26 protein-coding genes are annotated in these 24,037 nt (G+C 71.3%); 21 read left to right on the top strand and 5 right to left on the bottom strand.

From position 1 onward, the window contains the following. The first annotated feature begins 589 nt into the window (after positions 1-589). The 10 genes from rplM (at position 590) to ACZ6SD_RS30630 (ending at position 8,849) form a co-directional block, all read left to right on the top strand. Complete coding sequence (gene rplM / locus ACZ6SD_RS30585; protein ID WP_091454211.1) at positions 590-1,033, top strand: 50S ribosomal protein L13; 444 nt, start codon at positions 590-592, stop codon at positions 1,031-1,033. 155 nt (positions 1,034-1,188) lie between these two features. Further along, a complete protein-coding gene (gene rpsI / locus ACZ6SD_RS30590) occupies positions 1,189-1,623 on the top strand; it encodes a 30S ribosomal protein S9 (RefSeq protein WP_465320512.1) in 435 nt (144 codons plus the stop codon). Positions 1,624-1,738: 115 nt separating this feature from the next. Beyond that, complete coding sequence (gene glmM / locus ACZ6SD_RS30595; protein WP_465320488.1) at positions 1,739-3,070, top strand: phosphoglucosamine mutase; 1,332 nt, start codon at positions 1,739-1,741, stop codon at positions 3,068-3,070. Between the two features lie 112 nt (positions 3,071-3,182). Further along, positions 3,183-3,479 (top strand): hypothetical protein, encoded by a 297-nt coding sequence (locus ACZ6SD_RS30600; protein WP_465320489.1) that lies wholly within the window; start codon positions 3,183-3,185, stop codon positions 3,477-3,479. Positions 3,480-3,620: 141 nt separating this feature from the next. After that, on the top strand, positions 3,621-3,950 hold the full coding sequence (locus tag ACZ6SD_RS30605; RefSeq protein WP_465320490.1) for a WXG100 family type VII secretion target: 330 nt from the start codon (positions 3,621-3,623) through the stop codon (positions 3,948-3,950). Positions 3,951-3,995: 45 nt separating this feature from the next. Beyond that, positions 3,996-6,176 (top strand): WXG100 family type VII secretion target, encoded by a 2,181-nt coding sequence (locus ACZ6SD_RS30610; protein ID WP_465320491.1) that lies wholly within the window; start codon positions 3,996-3,998, stop codon positions 6,174-6,176. Positions 6,177-6,187: 11 nt separating this feature from the next. Then, on the top strand, positions 6,188-6,730 hold the full coding sequence (locus tag ACZ6SD_RS30615) for a hypothetical protein (RefSeq protein ID WP_465320492.1): 543 nt from the start codon (positions 6,188-6,190) through the stop codon (positions 6,728-6,730). 29 nt (positions 6,731-6,759) lie between these two features. Next, entirely contained in the window at positions 6,760-7,077 is a 318-nt protein-coding gene (locus ACZ6SD_RS30620; RefSeq protein WP_465320493.1) for a hypothetical protein, read from the top strand. Next, positions 7,074-8,561, top strand: a complete 1,488-nt coding sequence (locus ACZ6SD_RS30625; protein ID WP_465320494.1) for a hypothetical protein — start codon at positions 7,074-7,076, stop codon at positions 8,559-8,561. Before ACZ6SD_RS30620 ends, ACZ6SD_RS30625 begins: the two co-directional genes overlap by 4 nt. 12 nt (positions 8,562-8,573) lie before the next feature. Continuing rightward, the gene (locus ACZ6SD_RS30630; RefSeq protein ID WP_465320495.1) at positions 8,574-8,849 is read left to right on the top strand and encodes a hypothetical protein; all 276 of its coding nucleotides are present in this window, start codon (positions 8,574-8,576) and stop codon (positions 8,847-8,849) included. Between the two features lie 9 nt (positions 8,850-8,858). On the opposite strand, the gene ACZ6SD_RS30635 is transcribed toward ACZ6SD_RS30630, so the two are convergent. From ACZ6SD_RS30635 to ACZ6SD_RS30645, 3 genes are all read right to left on the bottom strand, one after another. Next, positions 8,859-9,149, bottom strand: a complete 291-nt coding sequence (locus ACZ6SD_RS30635; protein ID WP_465320496.1) for a hypothetical protein — start codon at positions 9,147-9,149, stop codon at positions 8,859-8,861. A 302-nt stretch (positions 9,150-9,451) separates the two neighbouring features. Continuing rightward, complete coding sequence (locus tag ACZ6SD_RS30640; RefSeq protein WP_465320497.1) at positions 9,452-10,066, bottom strand: hypothetical protein; 615 nt, start codon at positions 10,064-10,066, stop codon at positions 9,452-9,454. A 46-nt stretch (positions 10,067-10,112) separates the two neighbouring features. Then, positions 10,113-10,919 carry a dienelactone hydrolase family protein gene (locus ACZ6SD_RS30645; protein ID WP_465320498.1) on the bottom strand — a complete coding sequence of 269 codons (807 nt, stop codon included), beginning with the start codon at positions 10,917-10,919 and terminating at the stop codon, positions 10,113-10,115. Positions 10,920-10,992: 73 nt separating this feature from the next. Here ACZ6SD_RS30645 and glmS point away from each other — a divergent pair, with 73 nt between their 5' ends. From glmS to ACZ6SD_RS30675, 6 genes are read left to right on the top strand one after another with little or no spacing between them, the layout of a single operon-like run. Next, on the top strand, positions 10,993-12,855 hold the full coding sequence (gene glmS, locus ACZ6SD_RS30650) for a glutamine--fructose-6-phosphate transaminase (isomerizing) (protein WP_465320499.1): 1,863 nt from the start codon (positions 10,993-10,995) through the stop codon (positions 12,853-12,855). A 7-nt stretch (positions 12,856-12,862) separates the two neighbouring features. Beyond that, positions 12,863-14,293, top strand: coding sequence for an NAD(P)H-hydrate dehydratase (locus tag ACZ6SD_RS30655; RefSeq protein ID WP_465320500.1), 1,431 nt, complete (start codon positions 12,863-12,865; stop codon positions 14,291-14,293). Then, positions 14,286-15,380 (top strand): alanine racemase, encoded by a 1,095-nt coding sequence (alr, locus tag ACZ6SD_RS30660; protein WP_465320501.1) that lies wholly within the window; start codon positions 14,286-14,288, stop codon positions 15,378-15,380. Before ACZ6SD_RS30655 ends, alr begins: the two co-directional genes overlap by 8 nt. After that, entirely contained in the window at positions 15,377-16,459 is a 1,083-nt protein-coding gene (locus tag ACZ6SD_RS30665) for an alpha/beta fold hydrolase (RefSeq protein WP_465320502.1), read from the top strand. The genes alr and ACZ6SD_RS30665 overlap by 4 nt, the downstream gene beginning before the upstream one ends. After that, on the top strand, positions 16,452-16,934 hold the full coding sequence (gene tsaE / locus ACZ6SD_RS30670) for a tRNA (adenosine(37)-N6)-threonylcarbamoyltransferase complex ATPase subunit type 1 TsaE (RefSeq protein WP_465320503.1): 483 nt from the start codon (positions 16,452-16,454) through the stop codon (positions 16,932-16,934). The genes ACZ6SD_RS30665 and tsaE overlap by 8 nt, the downstream gene beginning before the upstream one ends. A 9-nt stretch (positions 16,935-16,943) precedes the next feature. Then, a complete protein-coding gene (locus tag ACZ6SD_RS30675; protein ID WP_465320504.1) occupies positions 16,944-17,642 on the top strand; it encodes an HAD family hydrolase in 699 nt (232 codons plus the stop codon). Positions 17,643-17,867: 225 nt separating this feature from the next. Here ACZ6SD_RS30675 and ACZ6SD_RS30680 read toward each other — a convergent pair whose 3' ends face one another. Both ACZ6SD_RS30680 and ACZ6SD_RS30685 read right to left on the bottom strand, forming a co-directional pair. After that, complete coding sequence (locus ACZ6SD_RS30680; RefSeq protein WP_465320505.1) at positions 17,868-19,193, bottom strand: carboxyl transferase domain-containing protein; 1,326 nt, start codon at positions 19,191-19,193, stop codon at positions 17,868-17,870. Beyond that, the gene (locus tag ACZ6SD_RS30685; protein ID WP_465320506.1) at positions 19,186-20,613 is read right to left on the bottom strand and encodes an acyl-CoA synthetase; all 1,428 of its coding nucleotides are present in this window, start codon (positions 20,611-20,613) and stop codon (positions 19,186-19,188) included. The genes ACZ6SD_RS30680 and ACZ6SD_RS30685 overlap by 8 nt, the downstream gene beginning before the upstream one ends. 154 nt (positions 20,614-20,767) lie before the next feature. On the opposite strand from ACZ6SD_RS30685, the gene ACZ6SD_RS30690 reads away from it, so the two are divergent. From ACZ6SD_RS30690 to ACZ6SD_RS30710, 5 genes are all read left to right on the top strand, one after another. After that, on the top strand, positions 20,768-21,412 hold the full coding sequence (locus ACZ6SD_RS30690) for a hypothetical protein (RefSeq protein WP_465320507.1): 645 nt from the start codon (positions 20,768-20,770) through the stop codon (positions 21,410-21,412). Positions 21,413-21,415: 3 nt separating this feature from the next. Further along, positions 21,416-22,078, top strand: coding sequence for a tRNA (adenosine(37)-N6)-threonylcarbamoyltransferase complex dimerization subunit type 1 TsaB (tsaB, locus tag ACZ6SD_RS30695; RefSeq protein WP_465320508.1), 663 nt, complete (start codon positions 21,416-21,418; stop codon positions 22,076-22,078). Then, complete coding sequence (rimI, locus tag ACZ6SD_RS30700; RefSeq protein WP_465320509.1) at positions 22,075-22,545, top strand: ribosomal protein S18-alanine N-acetyltransferase; 471 nt, start codon at positions 22,075-22,077, stop codon at positions 22,543-22,545. The genes tsaB and rimI overlap by 4 nt, the downstream gene beginning before the upstream one ends. After that, positions 22,542-23,585: a tRNA (adenosine(37)-N6)-threonylcarbamoyltransferase complex transferase subunit TsaD gene (tsaD, locus tag ACZ6SD_RS30705; protein ID WP_465320510.1), complete on the top strand. Its 1,044-nt coding sequence runs from the start codon at positions 22,542-22,544 to the stop codon at positions 23,583-23,585. The genes rimI and tsaD overlap by 4 nt, the downstream gene beginning before the upstream one ends. 96 nt (positions 23,586-23,681) lie before the next feature. Continuing rightward, a complete protein-coding gene (locus ACZ6SD_RS30710; protein WP_465320511.1) occupies positions 23,682-23,978 on the top strand; it encodes a hypothetical protein in 297 nt (98 codons plus the stop codon). The last annotated feature ends 59 nt before the right edge of the window (positions 23,979-24,037 follow it).

Consider the following 24,037-nt stretch of genomic DNA (forward strand, 5'->3'; position numbering starts at 1 on the left):
GCAACACCAGGTGGCGGGGGCCAACCCCCCCTTTTGCCGAAGAGAAAGGGAAACCGCCCCCCCCCCCCCCCCCCCCGCTGCCCTTTTTCGTCGCCCATTTCTTGGCGAGGAAACGTCAACGCGTGCTGATCCACCTGGACCGACCACAGTGGACAGTGCGCCGGCGAGCCCGCGTCTCGCGAGCACGAGCGGACAGTGGCGGAGGTCACTACGCGCGGTCGCCCGCGGCTGTCCGCGGGCCGGGAGCGCGCCGCGGCCGTGACCGCCGCCATGCTGCGCCCACCCCGTCGCGTCCACGATCGTGGGACGCGTCGACCACGCTCCGCCACAGGCGGGCGCCCGGGTCGGGCCGGGTCGGCCGCAGGCGTTCCACCGTCGGCTTGAACTGCGAATCAGCTGTGTCAAAGGGGGCCGTTTTGACCCTCCATCACGCACCGGGTATCTTCTTACGTTGTTGTGCGGCGCGGGGCGTCAAGCTCGACTGGTCGAACGCGAGTCGAGCCGCGTTGCGCGCTTCTGGGTGATCCGATCACCCAGGGGTGAGGCCCGCACAGGCACCCATGACGCAAGTTGACGATGAGGTAGACCCGTGCCCACGTACAGCCCTAAGCCCGGCGAGGTCGACCGCGCCTGGCACGTGATCGATGCCGAGGACGTGGTGCTCGGCCGACTCGCCACGCATGTCGCGACACTTCTGCGCGGCAAGCACAAGCCGACCTTCGCCCCCCACATGGACACCGGCGACTTCGTCGTCATCGTCAACGCCGAGAAGGTCATTCTGACCGGCAACAAGCGGGACCAGGCGTTCGCCTACCGACACAGCGGCTACCCGGGCGGTCTGCGCAAGCAGTCCTTCGGCGAGCTGCTGGACACCCGCGCCGACCGGCTGCTGGAGAAGGTCGTCAAGGGCATGCTGCCCAAGAACAAGCTCGGCCGCGCCCAGGGCAAGAAGCTCAAGGTCTACGTCGGCCCGGACCACCCGCACGCAGCCCAGCAGCCCAAGCCGTTCGAGATTGCGAAGGTCGCCAAGTGAGCCAGGACAGCGAGGTCACCGCCGTGACCCCCGAGATCGACGAGGCCCCCGAGGCCGTCGAGGCCGCGGAAACCGAGGCCCCGGAGACCGACGAGGCCGTCGAGACTGTCGACGCTGCCGAGTCTGCTGAGTCTTCGGAGTCTTCCGAGTCTTCGGTGACCGACGCCGACGACGCGCTCGTCCCGGCGCTGCCGCACCTGACCTCCGAGACCGCGCAGACGGTCGGCCGCCGCAAGCAGGCCATCGTCCGCGTCCGGATCCTCCCCGGCAGCGGCAAGTTCCTCCTCAACGGCAAGTCCCTTGAGGAGTACTTCCCGAACAAGGTCCACCAGCAGCTCATCCGTGAGCCCCTGGTGGTCGTGGAGAAGCCGGAGTCGTTCGACATCCGCGCCAACCTGCACGGCGGCGGCATCACCGGGCAGGCTGGCGCGCTGCGCCTGGCCATCGCCCGCGCGCTGATCGAGCTGGACAGCGAGGACCGCCCGGTCCTGAAGAAGGCTGGCTTCCTGACCCGTGACCCGCGGGCCAAGGAGCGTAAGAAGTACGGTCTGAAGAAGGCGCGCAAGGCGCCGCAGTACAGCAAGCGCTGACCTGAGCGTCAGCCACCGGCACGACCCAGCGGGAGCAGCACGTTCGTCCTCGAACTGCTGCTCCCGCTGGCTTTCCAGTTCACTTCTCCCCAGCGCAGCGGAGGTTCGGCCGCCAATGGCACGGTTGTTCGGCACGGACGGGGTGCGCGGGCTCGCGAACGCCGACCTGACCCCGGAGTTGGCGCTGTCGATCGCGGCCTCCGCGGCCCGCGTGCTCGCCGCGCGGGACACCTCCCACCGGCCCGTCGCGGTCGTCGGCCGCGACCCCCGCGCGAGCGGCGAGATGCTGCAGGCGGCGGTGTGCGCTGGCCTGGCCTCGGCGGGGGCGGACGTGCTGCAGGTCGGCGTGCTGCCGACGCCCGGGGTGGCGTTCCTGGTGGGCGACCTCAACGCCGACCTCGGTGTGATGATCTCCGCGTCGCATAACCCGATGCCGGACAACGGCATCAAGCTGTTCGCCGCGGGCGGGCACAAACTGGCCGACGCCATCGAGGACGAGATCGAAGCGGGCCTCGGCGCCACCGGCCCCCGCCCGACCGGCGCTGGCGTCGGCCGCGTCTACGACATCCACGACGCGCACGACCGCTACATCGCCCACCTGCTCGCCGCGATCCCGAACCGCCTTGACGGCCTGCGCGTGGTGGTCGACTGCGCCAACGGCGCGGCCTGGGTGGCCGCCCCCCAGGCTTACCGCGAGGCGGGCGCCGAGGTCATCGCCATCCACGCCCTCCCCGACGGCGAGAACATCAACGACGGCTGCGGCTCCACCCACCTGGACGACCTGCGCGCCGCGGTCATCGCGGAAGGCGCCGACCTGGGCATCGCCCACGACGGCGACGCCGACCGCTGCCTCGCCGTGGACGCCCAGGGCGAGATCATCGACGGCGACCAGATCATGGCCGTGCTGGCCCTGGCCATGCGCGAAGCGGGCGAACTGGTAGACGACACGTTCGTGGTCACGGTCATGAGCAACCTCGGCCTGCACCTGGCCATGCGCGACGCCGGTGTGAAACTCCGCACCACCGCCGTCGGCGACCGCTACGTCCTGGAGGAACTCCGCACCAGCGGCCTCTCCCTAGGCGGCGAGCAGTCCGGCCACGTCCTCATCCCCACCCACGCCACCACCGGCGACGGCCTGCTCACCGCGATGCGCCTCATGGCCCGCGTCACCGCCACCGGCCGCCCCCTGGCCGACCTGGCAGGCGTGATGACCCGCCTCCCCCAGGTCCTGGTAAACGTCAAGGTCGCCGACAAAGCAGCCGTGGCCACCTCCCCCCAGGTCAGCGCCGCCGTCGCCGAGGTAGAAGCCGAACTCGGCGACACCGGCCGAGTCCTGCTGCGCCCGTCAGGCACCGAGCAGCTGGTCCGCGTGATGGTGGAAGCGCCCACCCAGGACGCCGCCCAAGCCGCCGCCGACCGCCTGGCCAAGGTAGTGGCACTAGGCTGAAGCCAGAAGAACCTGGGCGGAGTCCTGGGTTCTGGTCCTTGTGGCGGCATTCTTCGTTGGGGCGTGGCCGCCCGGCACGCCTCTCGGGCCTGAACACTGAGACACTGGGCGTATGTCGATATTCCTGTGGATCATCATCGGCTCGGTGTTCGTGGTCCTGCTGATCGTCGTGATCGTGGTCATCGCGGTGGCTGCGGGCAACAAGAACAAGAAGAAGCAGATGCACGGCTACGCCCCGCCGGGATATCCCCAGCAGGGACCCGGGCCGCAGGGGTATCCCCACCAGGGCTACCCGCAGCCAGGCGTTCCGCCGCAGCAGCCGTATCCCCCGCAGGGCCATCTGCAGCAGCCTCTCGGTCAGCCGAACCCTCCGCAGGGCGGACAGTGGGGTGGCCCGCCGCCAGCCTGATTTTCGACTGCAACGACGTGGGAACGCGCTGCGCGTTGCGGGAGTCGACTTTGCTGTCGAGAGCAGGTCGAAACGGCCGTACGCGACGCAGGCCCGGGAGTACTGTGTCGGCTGAGCGTGCTGGTTAGGGAGGGGACCCCGGTGGGTGGCAACGGTGGCGGTTTCGATTACGACCCGGAGTCCGTGCGCGGCTTCGCCGCGGTGTTCGCCGAGGCCAAGAGCCAGGTTGAGCAGTTGAAGGCGACTCTGGGAGCCACCTCGGCGAAGGCGGCGGACTTCGGGAAGTCATGGCAGAACGAGGGCCGCATGTTCGAGGAGTACATGCGTGCTCTTGCCGACGATCTGACGAACCTGGGCACTCACCTTGGTGAGATCAACACGAAGCTGAACCAGGGGACCGACCTCGTGGTCCGGTCCGACACGAGCGGCTATTCGAATCTGAAGACCATCCAGGACCGGATGGACGACTAGCCGGAAACCAGTTGTCGGTAAGCGAGCGAGGAGCAAGGGGGACCCGTGGACTTCGAGATGCCCATGGCGGTGTCGAAGATGAACAACGCTGTCGCCGCGGCGGGCGATGGCGACGGCGAGGCGTGGGACCTCATCGGAGCGCCGCTCGACGAGGGCGTGGACCGAACCATTCCGGCATACGCCGACGTGTTCATGTTGGACCTGCGGCCCACTTCCGGTGAGAAGCGGCTGGAGATCTGCGAGGTTCGCTGGGGCAAGATCGCCAAGGACGCGGGGCGCCTCAACGGCTTGGCGGGGGCCATGGACGAGATCGTCCGGGTGATCCGGGCGGGCAAGGACAAGCTCGCGCACGACTGGAAGGGCGAGTCGTTCGACGCGTTCAAGGCCGCGATCGAGACGGTGGAGAAGACGCTGACCGATCACGCCAACGCGGCGCGGACCACGGCGACCGGCCTGACCGAGGCGATGTCGGCCGTCACTCGGCTCTACATGAGCTACAAGGACAACGCCACGCGGATTCTCTCCTTCGGCGGGATTCCCAAGCCGAGCGAGTTCGTCAAGGTGGACGAGGCCAAGTGTGCCGAACTCGACTACGGGTTCATCCCCGACCGGGCCGGCCCGGCTCGCGACAAGATCCGCGGTTTGGCGATCACCAAGTCCAGGGAGCAGTGGTTCTGGCACGAGAACGGCCTGTTCGAGGTCGACAGTGACGCCCAGACGATCCGGGACGAGTCCGTCCAGATCAAGAACTCGCTCGAAGGCAAGATCAACGAGTGGTACGTCGCAACCGACGGCGTGCGCAACGGCGTCACCGAGCTCTATGACGCCGCTTTGGAGAATCTGCGGCTGATGGCCGAGCTGAAGGTCTTCTCCACCATGCAGGTGCCGGGCGCGACCGCGCCTGCCGACACGGGCGGTGGCGGCGACCAAGGCGGCGGTGGCGACCAAGGCGGCGGTGGCGGGGGTGGCGGCGGCGGTCAGACCGGCGGTGGCGGCGGCCCGACTATGCCGCCGCCGCAGATGCCGCCGGACCTCACCGCGCTTCAGCCGGAGATGCCCGCCCCGCCCGAGACACCGCCCCTAGACGATCCTGCCGCCAACGCAGGCGCCACCACCGGTGGCGCGCCGGAGACGGTCACCATCGAAGACGGCGACCACAAGATCGCCGTGCAGAGCCCGGATGGGCAGGGCCACGTCAAGGTGACCGTGGACGACGGCTCAGGTCAGCCGAAGTCCTACGACTTGGACTTCGGCGCGACGGCGCCGCCGCTTGGCGCGAGCCAGCCCGGCGCCGCGCTCGGACCGGACGGCCAGCCACTTCCCGCCCTTGGTCCCGACGGCAGGCCCGTGGCCGGGTTCGGTCCGGACGGCGCTCTGGCGGGCCCCGGCACCCAGCCGGTGTCCGACGCGGAGACAGTCCAGCCGGGTCCGGACGGCAAGTGCGTCATCTCCGAACCGCCGCTCACCATCACCGCCGAGCGCCCAGAGGGCCAGCCGGACACCGTCTTGGTGACTGTCGACAACGGCACCGGCGAGCCCACTACCTACACCCTCGACTACACAGATCCCGCCAACCAATCCGGTCAGCCGGACCAATCCGGTCAGCCAGGACAGCCCGGTCAGCCAGGACAGCCCGGTGGCGTCGGCCCTCGGCCGGTCGAAGGCTCGATGCCTGCCCAGTTGGTCGCGGAGCCACCGCAATCCGGGCCAGTCGCGGGGGCGATGCCGGAGCCGCTGGTGGCTGAGCAGGCGGCGACCGGAGCCGGTAGCGCGGGCTTCGCGGGAACGGGCGGCACCGAGCCAGGCTTCGGTCAGGACGGTGGCGCTGCGATGCCCCCGGGACCGGCCGAGCCGGTGCAGTCGACCACCGCGGCTTCCGCCGAGGGGTTCTCCGGCGCGGCGGGATCTGGGCTCTCCGGGGTCGAGTTCTCCGACGGCTCCCAGGAACCCGCGGCTGCGACCAGTCCCGGTGAGGCAGGCCTCGCCAGTGCCGGAGACCACGCCGGTTCGCCGTCGGGCTCCCCTGACGGCCAGCCCGCGCCCGCGGGCGGACCGATGGGCGGCGGCATGATGGGGGGCGGCGGGGGCGGCGGCCAGGGCGGTGACTCCGAACGTGTGCCCGGCCAGTGGCGCACCACGGGAAACCTGTTCGAAGACGACTTTCAGATGGCCGAGTCGAGGGTCTCCTCTGCTCTCGGCGAGGACGGCCCGACGGCGTTCCGATAGGAGGATGAGCCATGTACCTCGATCTCGACCCGGCCGCGACGCTCAGGCGGATCGAAGAGATCGCCGCGGGAGGCATCCGCGCGCTGGAGAACTGCGCGGAACGGTCGGAGGAGTTCGACCGGGCCATTCAGGACACGATCGTGAAGCAGGACGAGCACCTCAAGGCCAGCGCGGAGGCGATCGCAGCCGCGGAGGCGGCACGGGCAGCCGCCGAGGCCGATGAGGAGCAGAAGCCGCAATCGGCGTGGGCCCGGCACTCGCCGAAGCCGACGGTCCTGAGCTTCGGCGCGGAGGAGTTGGACGAGACCCCGCGGCCAGTTCCGTCGGTGGCCGCCCCGCCGCCTCCGCCAACCGCCCTGCCGCAGCCGGAGCAGGTGGTTGCTCGGCCGTCCGCGGAGCGGTACCTCAGTTTCGGCCCGGTGGAAGAAGAGACGCCCGCGACCCCGGTCGCGCAGCCCACGCCGCCGCCCGCCCGGCCCGCGGCGCCGCGCAGGCCCGCCGCTGTCGAGCCGGATGACGACGATGACTGGTCGGGGCGTAGTTGGGTGCGCTGATCTGATGGGGTTTTCGGGGGGAGGGACACATGCCGGAGGCGGCGGACCTCAGCGTCGACCGGGAGGCTGTTGACGCGTTGGTGCGGGCGGCGGCTGACCTCCGGGCCGCGCTGGAGCAGGTGGTGGCCTACGCGCGGGCTGATGAGGTGGGGCCGGGCCAGTTCGGGGGGCTCGGTGGGGCCGCGGGGGAGGCGTTCGTCGGGGTGCGGGATCGGTTGCGGGAGTCGGTGGAGCGGGCCGGGCCGGGGGTCGATGAGACCGTGGCGGCGGTGACGGAGTCGGCTCGGCGGATTGTCGCGGTCGATGAGGAGGCGGCGAGCCGGATCACCGCGGCGGGGGAGCGGTGAGCGCGGACGCGATCCGGGACGCACTGGTCGAGCCCGCTGCGGGTGACCCGGCGGACACCTCCGACAGCGTGCTCGACGGCGAGTTGGCGGCGTGGGCGGCTCGGTTGGCCGACAGCGGCGGGTTGTTCTCGCGGTGGCGGGAGCATCCGGCGGCCAAGCGCGGGTGGGTCGAGCAGGGCTGGGGCACTGGTGATGACCGGCGGATGCTGGACGACCTGCGCGGAGCCGAGTTCGGGCGGCTCGAAGCGTCGGCGAGCAGGCTCGCTGGGCTCGCCGCGGCGGGTGGCGCGTTGTCCCAGGTGGCGGGTGACCTGCGGGCGAGGGTGCCCGACGTGTGGCACGGGCCGGTGGCCGACACCGCGGAAGGCCGGTTCGACCGGTTGGCCGCGACCGCGCGGGCCTGGCAGGACAGCCTCACCACCCTGGCCGTGGCGCTCGACGCCGCCCGCGGGGTTGCTGCCGACGCGTTGCGCAAGTGGGCCGACGACCTCGGCCCGACCCGCGACCTCGACGTGGACGACCCGGCGAAGCGGCTCACCCAGATCGACCGCGTGGACGACGCCCTGTCCCGGGGGTCCCGCTGGGGCAACCGGTTCACCGTCGAGGAACTGCGGACGCCGGGCAGGTGCGACCTGAACAGCCCGGCCGGGCCGCTGGTCGAGGTCTGGTCCAGCAACGAGGTCATCAACTACCTCGACGACTTCTGCGCCCGTTACGACGCCGCGGTCGGCCGGTTCCGGCGCAATCTGCGCGATGTCCACGAGGCCACCGCGCGCGGCTGGGCGGCGCTCGCCGACGCGCTGCGCGCGATCGACCCGGACCCGTTCCGCGCGTTCGCCGCGGCTTCCGGCTCCTCCGGGGAACGGGTCGTCATCCGCGACGGCGAGCGGACGATCACCGTCGACAACCCGGACGGCCGCGTCGGCATCACCATCGAGGACGGTTCCGGCCCGGCGAAGTCGTATCTCATCGAGGAACAGGGCGCGGCGACCGAGCCGGAGCGGGCGAGCAGCGGCACGCCCTCGGCTCCGCCCGCCGAACCCGCTCCTGCCGAACCCGCTCCCGCTGCCAGCGACGCCGCGGGACAGGCCGGGGCAGGCGGAGGCGGCGGTGCGGTCGGTGGTGGGGGCGGTGGTGCTGTCGGCGGGGGTGGCGGGGGCGCGGCCGACCAGCCCGCGCCGCTGGCTCCCGGGGCGGCGACCAGCGCCGAGGCTCCGCCGGACGGCGAACAGCAACGGCATTCCGCTCCCGCCGCCGCGGGAGCGCACGCGGCGGGCCCAGCCCAGGCGGGCGGCATGATGGGCGGCGGCATGGGAGCCATGGGCGGCATGGGTGGCGCGGGCGCGGGCGGTGGCCAGGGCGGCGACACCGAGCGCAAAGCCAGCCAGTGGCGGGTGGTCGGCAGCCTGTTCGAGGAATCCGACCCGGCCGCGCGGTTCGGCGGCATCATTGGCGAGGACCCGGCGCAGCGGGCGCGGAAGTGACCGGAGGCAGCGGTGATCGATGAGACCGACCCGGTGATCCGGGCCGTGCGGGCCCCCTTCCAGGCGATCAGCGCGGGCCTGGGCGACCGCTTCGACGCGACCGCCCAGGCCTACCGCGACAAGATCGCCGAACACGAGCGCTACGTCGCCGAGCGCACGGCCCGCGAAGCGCGCTTGCGCGCGGAACCCGCGCCCGAGCCCCCGAAGCGCCCCGCCCGCCCGCGCCGGGAGCAGGATGACCCTTCGGAGACCGGGTTCTACACGGTCACCTGGATGACCAAGCGCTGAGCCAGCGGCCTACCGGTGCCGGGTCCGCTGGGCTTTGGCGATGTCGATGGCTTTGGCGGTTGTTGGGAGCAGGCAGAACACCGCGACGAGGATTCCGATGGGAATCAGGTAAAAAGCGATGGCTCCGATGACACCCATGACGGTGGCGAAGACGCGGCCGCGCAGGGTGAGGATGGTGATCGCCGCCCACACCGTCAGCGCGAGAAGGATGACAATGGCGACTTCGGCGAGCAGATACCGCCAATCGGTGCCCAGGAAACGGTAGCGCGGATCATCGCCACGCCATTTGAGGATCAGCAAGATCCCCATTGTGAGGTATCCTGCCGCGATGACCAGGAGCAAGACTCCTGCCGTGATGGCCTGACCGCGGCCGGGGATTCCCGGTTTGCCGTAGCCCGGACCGTGGCCCGGGGGCGGGAAACCCGGGCCATAACCAGGGGCGGGGAAGCCCGGGCCGTGGCCAGGGGGCGGGAAGCCGGGGGCGAAACCCTGGGGCGGGCCAGGAGGGTAAGGAGCCTGCGGCGGCGGGAAACCGGGTGGCTGCTGCGGTTGGGGATGCCCGTGTGGACTGGGGTGCATGAACGCTTTCCTCGCGGTGAAGATTACTGGGGGCGCCAGGGACCTGGCGGGGGCATGTGCTGGGGCGGGAAGTGCCCCGGTTTGGGCGCCACCGCCGCGGTCACCCTGGCGGAGAACAGAACAATGATGAATACGGTTACCCCGATAATGCCCGCGCCGGGAATCGCGATCCCGGGGATGTTGTCCAGGCTCCGCTGGACCGCGGGAATGAAGGCGACGATCGCCCAGGCTTGCAGCAGAATCAGCATCACCGCGCCGATGAGGCTCAGCACCCGACTGGTCGCCTTGAATTGGCCGAGTATGACTCCACCGGTCAGGAGCAGGCCGCCGCACACCGCGGCGGGAATAAGGAACAACAGGCCTGCGTGCAGGAACACGATGCCCACGAGGGCGAGGCAGCCGAGGATGATCGAGAAGAACCCCGCCGACCGTGCCGCCGCGGCCGGGTCCTTGGGGACCGGGTAGCCCGGACCGTGCCCTGGCGGCGGTGGGTTGTGACCGGGGGTTGGGCCGGGGCCCGCGGGCGGCATCTGGCCCGGGGGCGGGCCGTAGCCGGAAGGTGGACTTCCCTGACCGGGTGGTGGGCCGTAGCCGGGTGGTGGACCACCGGGACCGGGTGGCGGCGGGCCGTAGGTCATGCCCCTCAGCGTATCGGGGCGGTCTCGGCGGCCAGGGTGCTTTCGGTCAGCTGTGGGCGGGTTCCGGGTGGGTGATCTCCGCGCCTTTGACGTCTTCGGTGAGGAGAAGTTCGTATTCGGTTTTGCCGGTCAAGTGTGCCAGGAAGAACGCGGTGAGCAGGGCTCGGCTTACGCGTTGGGTGGCGTGTTCTGACTTGCCATGCACGAGCAGGTTGCTCCAGTGCTTGCCTTCGGCGAAGCCGAGGTGGCTGGCCTTGGCGATGGTGCGGACCTGGGCCGGGCCGCCCCACGCGCGGGCGATCAGATCGGCGTTGCTCGCCGGGGGCGCGACCAGGTCGCGGCCCGCGACGATGTGCAGGCTGGGCATGGCGCAGTGGCGGGCGGCCTCGGTGGCGAAGGGGCGGGTCTGGGCGGCGGCCAGCGTCGCGACGGCGTGGACGCGGTCGTCGTCGGCGGCGGCGAGGACGGCGCTGCCCGCGCCGGTGCCGTGGCCAGCCAGGGCGAGGCGGTCGGGGTCGACGCTGATGTCGCCCGCGCCGAGGCGCACGCCCGCGCACACGTCTAACGCGGTGCGCAGGTCGGAGGCGAGCAGCCGGTGTGAGGCCAGGGGGCCGGTCTGGGTGCCGGGGGCGGCGACCACGATCCCCCACGACGCCAGGTGCCGGAACAGGCCGCGGTAGCGGGCGGGCGGTTGCAGCCAGCCGTGTCCGAACGCGACGGCGGGCAGGCCCAGGCCGGATTTGGGGGTGTGGACGACGCCGGGCATCCCGACGAGGGCGAGGTCGCCGCGCAGGACCTCGTGCGGTCCGGGGCGGGAAAGCTCGTCGAGCAGGTGCTTGGCCTTGCGTGCCATGCCCGCACCCTATCGCCTGACGCGCCCGCCGGGCGTTCCCGAGCCGCCGCGCGCGCTGGTTACGCTGTTGCGCGTGTGCGGAATCGTGGGTTATGTGGGCCACCGGCCAGCTCTTGACGTGGTCTTGGACGGCCTGCGCAGGCTGGAGTACCGGGGATACGACTCGGCCGGGGTCGCCGTGCTCGGCGGGGCGGACGGGCTGGCCGTCGAGCGCAAGGCGGGCCGGTTGGCGAACCTGGAGGCCCGGCTGGACGAGGTGGGCCGCGCCGGGTTCGCGGGCACCGCGGGCATGGGCCACACCCGGTGGGCCACGCACGGCGCGCCGATCGACCGCAACTCCCACCCGCACCGCGACGGCAGCGGCCGGGTCGCGGTCGTGCACAACGGCATCATTGAGAACTTCGCCGTGCTGCGCGCCGAGCTGGAGGCCGCCGGGGTCGAGTTCGCCAGCGACACCGACTCCGAGACCGCCGCGCACCTGGTCGCCCTGGCCTACGCCGACGGGGAGACCGCCGGTGATCTGGCCGCGAGCGTCCGCAGTGTGTGCCGCCGGTTGCAGGGCGCGTTCACGCTGGTCGTGACGCACGCCGACGAGCCGGACGTGATCGTCGCCGCGCGCCGGTCGTCGCCGCTGGTGGTCGGGATCGGCGACGGTGAGACGTTCGTCGCCTCGGATGTGGCCGCGTTCATCGAGCACACCCGCGAGGCCGTCGAGCTCGGCCAGGACCAGCTGGTGACGATCACCCGCGAGGGCTACCAGGTGGTCGACTTCGACGGCGGGGCCGCGCAGGTCAAGCCGTTCACCGTCGACTGGGACCTGTCCGCCGCCGAGAAGGGCGGCCACGAGTACTTCATGCTCAAGGAGATCGAAGAGCAGCCCGACGCGCTGGCCGACACGCTGCGGGGGCATTTCGCCGACGGGCGGATCGTGCTCGACGAGCAGCGCATCGCCGAGCAGGACCTGCGCGAGGTCGACAAGGTGTTCGTGGTGGCCTGCGGGTCGGCCTACCACTCCGGCCTGGTCGCCAAGTACGCCATCGAGCACTGGACGCGGCTGCCCGTCGAGGTGGAGCTGGCCTCGGAGTTCCGCTACCGCGACCCGGTACTCGACCGGGACACCCTGGTGGTGGCCGTGTCGCAGTCCGGTGAGACCGCGGACACGCTGGAGGCGGTGCGGCACGCGCGCGGGCAGAAGGCGCGGGTGCTCGCGGTGTGCAACACCAACGGCGCGCAGATCCCGCGCGAGTCCGACGCGGTCCTCTACACCCACGCGGGCCCGGAGATCGGCGTCGCGTCCACCAAGGCGTTCCTGGCGCAGATCGCGGCGAACTTCCTGGTCGGGCTGGCCCTGGCGCAGGCGCGCGGCACCAAGTACCCCGACGAGGTGGCCCGCGAGTTCCACGAGCTGTGCGCGATGCCCGACGCGGTGCGCAAGGTGCTCGGCACCAACGACCAGGTGCGGGCGCTGGGCCGGGAGCTGGCCGACGCGAAGGCCGTGCTGTTCCTGGGCAGGCATGTCGGCTACCCGGTGGCGCTGGAGGGCGCGCTCAAGCTCAAGGAGCTGGCGTACATGCACGCCGAGGGGTTCGCCGCGGGCGAGTTGAAGCACGGGCCGATCGCGCTGATCGAGCCCGGGCTGCCGGTCGTGGTGGTGATGCCGTCGCCGAAGGGGCGGGCGGTGCTGCACTCGAAGCTGGTGTCGAACATCAGCGAGATCCAGGCGCGCGGCGCGCGGACCATCGTGATCGCCGAGGAGGGCGACGAGACGGTGCTTCCGTTCGCGGACACGCTGATCACCGTGCCCGCGGTGCCGACGCTGTTGCAGCCGCTGGTGTCGACGGTGCCGTTGCAGGTGCTGGCCGCCGAGATCGCACGCGCCCGCGGCTACGACGTGGACAAGCCGCGCAACCTGGCGAAGTCCGTGACTGTGGAATAGGAGCTGAATGCGCGACGTCTGGACCACCGGCCATGTGCGGGCGGCCGAGGAGCGGGTCCTGGCCGTGACCGCGCCGGGCGCCCTGATGCGGCGGGCCGCGCACGGGGTCGCCGCGCGGACGGCCGCGCTGCTGGCCGAGCGCACCGGCGGGGTCGCGGGCAGACGGGTCGTGCTGCTGGTCGGCGCGGGCAACAACGGCGGCGACGCGCTGTGGGCGGGGGCGTTGCTGCGCAAGCGGTCTGTGGGTGTCACCGCGGTGCTGCTCGCCCCGGACCGCGCGCACGCCGAGGGCCTGGCCGCGCTGCGGCGGGCGGGTGGCCGGGTCGGCGCGCCCGAGGACGTGGACTTCGCGGACCTGGTGGTCGACGGGATCGTCGGGCTGTCCGCGCGCGGCCCGCTGCGGCCGGACGCTGCGGCGGTGGTGGCTCGGGTGCGGGCGCCGGTCGTCGCGGTCGACCTGCCCAGCGGGGTCGACCCGGACACCGGTGCGGTGGACGGACCAGCGGTCACGGCGGACGTCACGGTCACTTTCGGCGCGTATAAGCCGGTGCATTTCCTGGCCGGGGAGCGCTGCGGCGAGGTGCACCTGGTCGACCTCGGGCTGGAGCTGGCCGACCCGGACTTCCGGGTGCTCGACCGGGCAGATGTGGCGCGCGCGTGGCCGGTGCCGGGGGCGAAAGACGACAAGTACACCCAGGGCGTGGTCGGGATCGCGGCCGGGTCGGAGACCTATCCCGGCGCGGCCGTGCTCGCGGTGGGCGCGGCGGTGCTGGCGACCTCCGGGCTCACCCGGTACGCGGGGTCGGCGGCGGAAGAGGTGCGCAGGCGCTGGCCCGAGGTGATCGCGACCGGGTCGGTCGGCGACGCGGGCCGGGTGCAGGCGTGGGTCGCTGGGCCGGGGCTGGGCACCGGGAAGGCGTCCCGGGACGTGCTCAGGCACGTGTTCGAGTCGGGCGTTCCGTCCTGTGTGGACGCTGACGGCATCACGTTGCTCGCCGCGCACCCCGACCTGTGGGACGCCCGCGACCCGGACGTGCCGGTCGTGCTCACCCCGCACGCCGGGGAGTTCGCCCGGATCGCCGAACCGCTGGGGATCACGCTGGGCGCCGACCGGGTCGCCGCGGCCGCCGCGCTGGCCGCGAAGGTCGACGCGACCGTGCTGCTCAAGGGACACGCCACCGTCGTCGCCGCGCCGGACGGGCGGGTGCTGGTGAATCCGACCCGCTCGCACTGGCTGGCCACCGCCGGTTCGGGCGACGTGCTGTCCGGGCTGATCGGCGCGCTGCTCGCCGCCGGACTCGACCCGCCGCTGGCCGCCGGGTGCGCGGCCTGGCTGCATGTCCGCGCGGGCGACGCGGCGGCCCAGGGCGCGCCCGCGCCCGCGTCGGAGATCGTGTCGGCGCTGCCCACGGCTATCCGGGCGGTTCTTCATGGCTGACGGCCTGCCGCCGCGCGCCGAAGTGGTGATCGATCTCGACCGCGTCCGGCACAACGTCGCGCTGCTCGCCGCCCGCGCGCCGGGGGTCGACGCGATGGCGGTGGTGAAGGCCGACGCCTACGGGCACGGCGCGGCTCCGGTCGCGCGGGCGGCGCTATCAGCCGGGGCGACCTGGCTCGGGTCGTGCTCGCTCGGTGAGGCGCTTGCCTTGCGGGCAGCGGGAATCACCGCGCCCATTCTGTCCTGGTTGGACGTCGCCGGAACCGACCTGGGGGCCGCGGTCGAGGCTGGCGTGGACATCGGCGTGTCCTCTGTGGACCAGTTGCGCGGGTTGTCCGGCGCGCGGGTGCACCTGAAGATCGACACCGGGTTGAGCCGCAACGGATGCCCGCCCGAGCTGTGGCCGGAGTTGGTGCGGGCGGCTCTGGACTCCGACAACGAGGTGTACGCGATCTGGTCGCACCTGGCGTGCGCGGACGAGCCGGGGCGGGAATCGGTCGACCGGCAGGCGAAGCGGTTCGCCGCCGCGTACGAGGTCGTGGTGGCGGCGGGGGCGCGGCCGCGCAGGCATCTGACGAACTCGGCCGCGACGCTGAACCGGCCGGACCTGCACTTCGACATGGTGCGCTTCGGCATCGCGATGTACGGGTTGAATCCGTTGCCCCAGCGGGAAGACCTGCGGCCCGCGATGACGTTTCGCTCGTCGGTCGCGCTGGCCAAGCGGATTCCGGCGGGTGAGTCTGTCTCCTATGGACAGACGTGGACCGCTGACCGGGACACCAACCTGGCACTGGTTCCGGTCGGGTACGGCGACGGGGTGCCCCGCCTGCTGTCGGACCGGATGGACGTGTGGCTGGCGGGCAAGCGGCGGCCCATCCGCGGCCGGGTGTGCATGGACCAGATCGTGGTCGACTGCGGCGACGACCCGGTTTCCCCTGGCGCGGAAGTGATTCTGTTCGGCTCCGGCGAGCGCGGCGAGCCGACCGCGCGGGAATGGGCCGAGGCGACCGGCACCATCGACTACGAGATCGTCACCGGGATGTGCAGGCCGCGGATCGTCCGCCGCTATGTGGGCGAGGACGCGTGAACCGGCTCGGCAAGATCGTCGCCGCCGCCGCGGGAGTCGCCGCGGTGGGCGGCGCGGCGCTGGCCGTGCGCGAGGTCAGCAGGCGCAGGCCCGACGACCCGTACGCCGACGAGCCGCTGGGCCAGTTGCCGCCGAGCCGCACCAGCACGGTCGCCGCCGCGGACGGGACCGCGTTGTCCGTCGAGGAAATCGACCCCGAGGACGGCGGAAAGCCCGACCTGACCGCGGTTCTGGTGCACGGGTTCGCGGTGAGCAGGCTCTCCTGGCACTTCCAGCGCCGCGACCTGGCCCGGCTGACCGATCCCCGGGTGCGCCTGGTGCTTTACGACCACCGCAGCCACGGGCGCTCCGGGCGCGCCGACATCACCACCAGCTCCATCGACCAGCTCGCGGGCGACTTGGACGAGGTCATCCGCGCGGTCGCGCCCGACGGCCCCTTGGTCCTCATTGGACATTCCATGGGCGGCATGGTCGTCATGGGGCTGGCCGAGCGCAATCCCGAGCTGTTCGCTGAACGGGTGCGTGGCGTCGCGCTGATCGGCACGTCCGCTGGCGAGGTCGGCAAGCGCGGACTGCCTCGGCCGCTGTTGTCCAAGCACAATCCGATCACCCGGTTGGTGGGCCAGTTCGCGGAATGGCAGCCCAATTTGGTAGAGCTGATCCGCGCGGCGGCGGGCCAGCTCACCCGGCAGGCGGTGCGCTCGATCGGCTTCGGCTCCACGGGGATCAGTCCCAGCCTGGTCGACTTCCTGGTCGACATGCTCAATGTGACGCCGGTGCGGGTGCTGGCCGACTTCATCGAGACACTGGGCGAGCACAACCGCTACGCGGCGTTGGCGGGCCTCAAGCACAGCCACGTGCTGGTGCTCAGTGGCGACGAGGACCTGATGACCCCGTTTTCGCACGCGGAGCGGATCAACGCGGAACTTCCTGACGCGCACCTGGTCCGGGCGCGCGGCGCGGGACACATGGTGATGTTGGAGCAGCCGGACCTGGTCACCGAGCACCTGGCGACCCTGCTCCGCGAATGCGCCCGCGGCCTTGGCGCGGGCCGGAAGAGGTGGTGGCGACGTGCCTGAGCCGGTGACTCTCGTGACGGCCGAGGACACTCTGGAATTCGGCCGGAAACTGGGTGAGACGCTGCGGGCGGGGGATCTGGTGTTGCTCGCTGGTCCGCTGGGGGCGGGGAAAACGGTGGTGGCCAAGGGGATCGCGGCTGGGTTGGGGGTGTTGGGGCGGGTCAGCAGTCCGACGTTCATCATCGCCCGGGAGCATCGGGCTGGGGAACGTGGGATTCCGCTGGTTCACGTGGACGCCTATCGGCTGGGTGGTGACTTGGCCGAACTTGACGATCTGGACCTGGATACCGAGCTGGTGGAGGCGGTTGTCGTGGTGGAGTGGGGGGAAGGGGCGGCTGAGCGGCTGTCGGCTGATCACCTGCTGATTCGGCTTGATCGGCGGCCGGACGACACGCGGTTGGCGATGCTGGAGCCGCATGGGTCTTGGGTGGACCGCCTTGCTCGCGCAGGCTTTTGTGGTTGCGTCGCAGGCTAGGCTTCGGTCATGCGCGCGGTGATCTTCGACTGGGGTGGCACGCTCACGCCCTGGGTGACTATGGACCATCTGGCGGCTTGGCGCGCCTTTGCCGATGTGCTGCACCCTTCCGATCCGGATCAGGCTGCCTTGGTCGCCGATGCCGTGTTGGCTGCGGAGAACGCGGCTTGGGCGCGGGCGAAGGTGCATCACACCGCGTTCACCATCGCTCAGGTGCTGGAGACTGCGGGTGCGCCTGCCGATGAGGCTGCTTTGGCGGCGTTTCGTCTGTATTGGGATCGGGCTACGCCTACTGATCCTGAGGTCGCTCCTATGTTGGCTGAGTTGAAGGATCGTGGGCTGCGGACCGGGATCTTGTCGTCTACGGCTTGGCCTGCTGCTTGGCATGAGGAAGTTCTGCACCGCGACGGGGTTCGTGATTTGTTCGACGCGCGGGTGTGGAGTAGCGATCTTGACTACACCAAGCCGCATCGGGCTGCGTTTGAGGCTGCTATGCGTGCTGTGGGTGTGGAGAATCCTGCTGACTGCGTTTATGTGGGCGATCGGCCCTATGGCGATATTAGTGGGGCTAAGGCGGCGGGGATGCGTGCCGTTTTTATTCCGCATAGTGATATTCCGGCTGTGCAGCAGGTTCCGGTTGATGTGGAGCCGGATGCTGTGGTGCAGCGGTTGTCTGAGTTGCCTGCTGTGCTTGACGGGTGGCGCTGATTCGCTGGGGTGGCGCTGGTTCGTTGTGGGTGCCGGTTTGGGTGGTTCGCCTTGATTTGGGGCCCCTCGAAATGGGCCTGCGCGGGTTAAAAGGCGGGGCGAAGGAACCCCACCCGCGCCGCGAGTTTAGGCCCATTTCCCCCAAATCAAGGCGAACCACCCAAACCGGCGGTTGGGTTCTGCCTCTTGCGTTTGTGGTGGGTTGGTGGGCTTTTGCCTGCTTGGTTAGGGTGAGGCTATGCCTCTGACGACGCCTAGTTTTACTAGGTCTTCTGGGCGTAGGCGGAGTTGTTCTGCGGTTGCGGGCACTTGTTCTGGTGGGCGTTTGAGGATGGCGGCGCTGAGTTCTGGGGCTATTACTGAGAAGTAGGCGTCTGGGGTGATCCAGGTTCGGTCGGGGGCGGCCAGGGCCAAGGCGCCGCCGGAGCCGCCTTCTCCTATTACCAGGGTGGTGATGGGGACTTTGGCGGCTGCGACTGTGGTGAAAAGGGTTGCGATGGCTGGGCCGACGCCTGCTCGTTCGGCTGCTGCGTCGTTGGCGGCGCCGGGGGTGTCGATGAGGGTGAGGATGGGGATGGTCAGGTGTTCTGCCAGGCGGATTAGGCGGGCTGCGGTGCGGAAACCCGCTGGGGTGGTGGGGGTGCCGGTTTGGGCGGCGTAGGCGATGGCCCGCCTGCCGCGTAGGCCGATGCCGCAGAGCATTCCTGGGTCCACGCCGCCGGTGCGGTCGCCGGTGATGGGGCGGCGGAGGTCGAAGTAGTCGTCCAGGTATGACTCGGCGTGGGGGCGGGTCGCTGCTCGGGCGCGGTGGACGGCGGACCAACCGTTATTGGGTGGGGTTGGGGAGCCTAGGGCGCGGGGGACGTCGGCGGGGTCTGCTGAGCCGGAAGACAGCAGGGTCAGCCATTCGGCGATGACGTCGGTGAGGTCCCATGGTTCGCACACCTCGTCCACGTGGCCGTGGGTGAACTGGCCTTCCGTTGTGTATGCCGGATCGTCGGCGTCGGTGGGTGGGCGGACGCGTTTGCCCGCGAAGCCGACTTGGGCGCCTGCGACGCCGATGACGATGTCGGCGCCCGCGCCCAGCGAAGCCCACAGGCCGCCGGTTGTGGGGTCGCGTAGGACCGATACTTGGGGGACGCCTGCCTGGCGCAGCAGGGTCGAGTGGCGGGCGACGCGCTGCAACTGGCGCAGGGACAGCATTCCCTCCTGCATGCGGCTGCCGCCGGTCGCGATGAGCGAGACCAGGGGGGTGCGGGTTTCCCGTGCCCGGCTGAACGCGTGCTCGATGCGGTCGCCGGTCGCGGTGCCCACTGAGCCGCCGAGGAAGCGGAAGTCGAAAACGATCAGGACCGCGTCGACGCCGCCGATGCGGCCTTCGCCGCATACCACCGACTCGGTTTCGCCGGACCGCTCCTCGGCGCGGGCGCGGGCTTGGGCGTAGCCGTCCCAGTCGAGTGGGCCGTCGCCGTGGGCTCGGCTGTCCACAGTGAACTCAACGAAGTCCGTGGCCAGGTCGGCGATGACTTCGCGGGCTCCGCCGTCACGCATGCAGGGCTCGTTTCGTGACCTTGCCCAACTCGTTTCGGGGCAACGCTTCCAGGTAGCGGACTACCCTCGGGCGCTTGTGCGGGGCGAGTAGCTTCGCCACGTGGTCGGCAAGGTCCTTTTCGGACGGACGAGGACCGTCGGGCACGATCCAGGCCACGATCCGTTCGCCGAGATCGTCGTCCGGTTCGCCGGTGACGGCGGCCTCGGCGACGCCGGGGTGCTCCAGCAGCGCGTTCTCGATCTCGCCCGCGCCGATCTTGTAGCCGCCGCTCTTGATCAGGTCGGTGGCGCGCCTGCCGACGATGCGCACATACCCGTCCGGGTCTCGCACCGCCATGTCCCCGGTGCGGAACCAGCCCTCGCGCAGCGCGGCGGCGGTCGCGTCCGGGCGGTTCAGGTAGCCCAGGAACAGGTTCGGGCCGCGCACCTCGATCTCGCCGACGGCCTCGCCGTCGAACGCCTCGATCGGCTCGCCCGCGTCGTCGACCAGCCGCACGTCCACCCCGTCCACCGGCGGACCCACCGTGCCGGGGCGGCGGTCGCCCGCCGCGCGCACGCTGCAATTCATCAGCGTCTCGGTCATCCCGTACCGCTCGACCACCCGCTGACCGGTCGCGGCCGTGATCCGCGCGTGGTCGCGCGCGGGCAGCGCCGCCGACCCGGACACCAGCAGCCGCGCCCGCCCGATCACCTCCGCCAGGTCCGCGTCTGCCTCGCAGTCGGCGGCGAGCCGGTGGTACATGGTGGGGACGCCGAACATCATCGTCGCGCCGTCGACCAGGGCGGCGGCGATCGCGGCCGAGTCGAACCGGCCGATGTGGCGCACGGCCCCGCCGCGGCGCAGCGGCCCCAGCACGCCCACGATCAGCCCGTGCACGTGGAACAGCGGCAGCGCGTGCACCACGACGTCGGCCGCGGTCCACTCCCACGCCTGGGCCAGCGCGTCGAGGTTGGTCGCGATCGCGCGGCGCGGCAGCAGCACGCCCTTGGGCGGCCCGGTCGTGCCCGAGGTGTAGACGATGAACGCGGGCGCCTCCTGGTCCGCCTCGGCGGGCAGCGGGCCGTCGAGCCGCGCGGCCGGATCGATGTCGCGGCGGGGCAGCGCGGCCAGTGCCGGGGGCAGTTCGTCCCCGGGCGCGGCGAGCACCAGGTCCGGGGCGCTGTCGGCGACGATGTGGGCCAGTTCGCGCTCGCCGATCTTCGGGTTCACCGGCACCACGGCCGCCCCCGCGGTCAGCGCGCCGACGACGGCCAGGCACGTGTGCTGGCTCGGCGTCGCCCACACCGCGACTCTGCGCGCCCCGGCCAGTCCGGCGGCGGCCGCGCGCGCCGACCCGGCGAGGTCGGCGTGGGTCACGACCGCGGACCCGAACCGGATCGCCTCGCGCTCGTCCGGTGTGGCCAGTGTTGGCAGCAGCACCCGGTCAACATTAACGGCCAGAATCCGCTTGACCACTGACGATGACGACTGTCACGTTCACTGTGATTCGCCCCGGATCTGTTACGCGCGCCGGTCAGGTGACGATTCCTGTCGGGGGTCGCCGTCAGTAGTCATGCCCGGTCCGGGAGTCGCAGTGGATCTCCGCAAGCTGTTCTCGCTCGTGCTCAGGCGCTGGCTCGTCGTCGTGCCGCTGCTGGTCTTGGCCGTGGCGGGCGCCGGGTTCGCGTACCTGAACACCCCGGTCCGCTACTCGTGGACCGGCACCGCGGTCCTCATGGCGCCGCGAACCGGGCCCGTGGTGCCGGTCGGGAAGACGGTGGTGTCGGAGACGAACTCGCTGCTCGCGTTCCGGCCCAGCCTGTCCACGACCGCGGCCCTGCTGATCGATGACGTGGGGTCGCGGGCGGCCAAGCTGTCGCGGGAGCCGAAAGAGACCGTCGAGATCACCCGGGAGGGCCCGTTCCTGACCGTCGCGGTCGAGGGCGCGACGCACAAACGGGCGATGGACCTCGGCGCAAGCGCTTTCTCCCTGATGCGCGTCGCCCTCGACAAGGAGCAGCGGTTCCTCGGCGCGCCGGAGAGCACGCTGATCACCCTCAACGTCGTCACCTCGCCGGTGGAGCCGGTCAAGGTCACCAAGGCCAGGACAACGATGGTCGGCGCCGCGCTCGGCGGCGGCGGCCTGCTCGCGCTGGTCTGCGCCTTCGCCGTCGACAGCGCGGCCGACGCGCGGCGGCGGTCCCGTGCGCGGACGGTGACCGCGCCCTCGTACTCTTGACAAGTGCTGGTTATCGCGGTTGACACCGCCACCCCCGCGGTCACCGCGGGCGTCGTGGAGATCACAGACGGCGCCCCGCGGCTGCTCGCCCAGCGGGTCACGGTCGACGCGCGCGCGCACGGCGAGCTGCTCACCCCGCACCTGCGCGACGCGCTGGCCGAAGCGGGGCGCGCGCTGAGCGAGGTCGACGCCATCGTCTGCGGCGTCGGCCCCGGCCCGTTCACCGGCCTGCGGGCGGGCATGGTCACCGCCGCCGCCCTCGGCCATGCCCTCGGCCGTCCCGTCCACCCGGTCTGCACGCTCGACGCGATCGCCGCCGACCGCCCCGGCGAGCCGCTGCTGGTGGCGACCGACGCCCGCCGCCGCGAGGTCTACTGGGCCGCCTACGACGAGCGCGGCAACCGGGTCGAGGGCCCGGAGGTCGCCCCGCCCGCCGACGTCGCCTGCCGACTCGCCGACCTCGGGGTGACGCGGGTGGCGGGCGCGCCGGTGTTCGACTTCGGCCTCCCCAAGGTCGGTCCCGAGCACCCCAGCCCGCTCGGCCTGGTCGCCGTCGCGGGAGCCGACCTGGCGGCGGGCGCGGAACCGGCCCCGCTCACCCCCCTCTACCTGCGCAGGCCGGACGCGGTCGAGCCAGGGGCCCGCAAGCGGGTGAGCCGGGCATGACGGTCAGACTCGACCCGCTGCGCCGCCGCGACCTGCGGCGGTGCGCGGAGTTGGAGCGCATCCTGTTCGCGGGCGAGGACCCGTGGAGCGAGGCCGCGTTCGCCTCCGAACTGGACTGGGGGCACTACTACCTCGGCGCGTACGCGGGCGACCTGCTCGTCGGCTACGCGGGGCTGTCCCTGGCCGGGGTGCCCGGCGACATGGAGGCCAGCGTGCACACCATCGGCGTCGACCCGGTGTGGCAGGGGCAGGGCATCGGCAAGGCGCTGCTGCGCGCGCTGCTCGCCCGCGCCGAGCAGGAGCGGGCACAGGTGTTCCTGGAGGTCCGCACCGACAACGCGGCCGCCATCGCCCTCTACGAGGCGCACGGCTTCGCCACCATCGGCCTGCGCCGCCGCTACTACCAGCCCTCCGGCGCGGACGCGTACACCATGGCCCGGCCCGCCCGGGTGGAGGAGACCACGTGACGATCATCCTGGGCATCGAAAGCTCCTGCGACGAAACCGGCGTCGGCATCGTCCGCCTCGCTGGCGACGGCGCCCTGACCCTGCTGGCCGACGAGGTCGCCTCCAGCGTCGAACAACACGCCCGGTTCGGCGGCGTCGTCCCCGAGGTGGCCAGCCGCGCGCACCTGGAGGCCATGGTCCCCACCATGCGCCGCGCCATGACCGCAGCGGACATCGAACTGTCCGATGTGGACGCCATAGCGGTCACCTGCGGTCCCGGCCTGGCGGGCGCCCTCCTGGTCGGCGTGTCCGCGGCCAAGGCGTACGCGACAGCGTTGAACGTCCCCCTCTACGGCGTGAACCACCTGGCCGGTCACGTCGCGGCGGACACCCTGGAACACGGCCCCCTGCCCGCCCCCACCCTGGCCCTGCTGGTCTCCGGCGGCCACAGCCAACTCCTGCGCGTGGACGACCTGGCCGGAAAAATCACCGAAATCGGCTCCACCATCGACGACGCCGCAGGCGAGGCGTACGACAAGGTGGCCAGGATCATCGGCCTGCCCTACCCCGGCGGCCCGCCGATCGACCGCGCGGCCCAACGCGGAAACCCCACCGCCATCGCCTTCCCCCGCGGCCTCACCGGCCCCCGCGACGCGAAATACGATTTCTCCTTCTCCGGCCTCAAAACCGCGGTCGCCCGCTGGGTAGAAGCCCGAGAACGCGACGGCGAAGAAGTCCCCATAGACGACGTCGCCGCCTCCTTCCAAGAAGCCGTGGCCGACGTCCTGACGGCCAAAGCAGTCCGCGCCGCAACCGACCTAGGCATCAACACCATGGTCATCTCCGGCGGCGTCGCCGCCAACTCCCGAATCAAGGCCCTGGCAGCCGAACGCTGCCAAGCAGCCGGAATAACCCTCCGCGTCCCCCGCCCCCGCCTTTGCACCGACAACGGAGCCATGATGGCCGCCCTCGGCGCCCACCTGGTCGCCGCAGGCGTCAAACCATCCTCTTTGGACCTCTCCGCCGACCCGGCCCTACCGGTGGCAACGGTGTCGGTCTGATTCACGTCGGCGGTCGATTCTCATGCCGCCCCAGCGTTATCGCCGTGGGCAGACGGGGCCGGAGGGTAGTGTCCTCGACGGGCGGGAGGGCGTGGGATGGCGACCAAGAGCAAGATGACGGGCGTGCTGGTCGCGGTCGCGGCGGTGGCTGTCGCGGCGACCGTCGGCGTTGACGAGACCGTGGACACGGTGCAGGGCCTTTTCGCGGGCGGCGCAGAGGTCATCGGAGACGGCGAGTACTCGTTCATGGTCGCGTCGGACGACAAGCCGAAGATCGAGAAGTGTGCGGCACAGCAGGTGTTGCAGGACAAGGCCTGCGACGGCTTGCGTGTCGTCGTGTTCGACGCGGGTAAGATGCTTGGTCTCAGGTGGTGGGTGCGACACCGTGGTTGATCAGGAGTTCGTTGAGTTTTTCGGTGGGGGTGGCCCAGTTCAGGGTCATGCGGGGGCGC

The organism is Actinokineospora sp. NPDC051303, assembly GCF_055586285.1.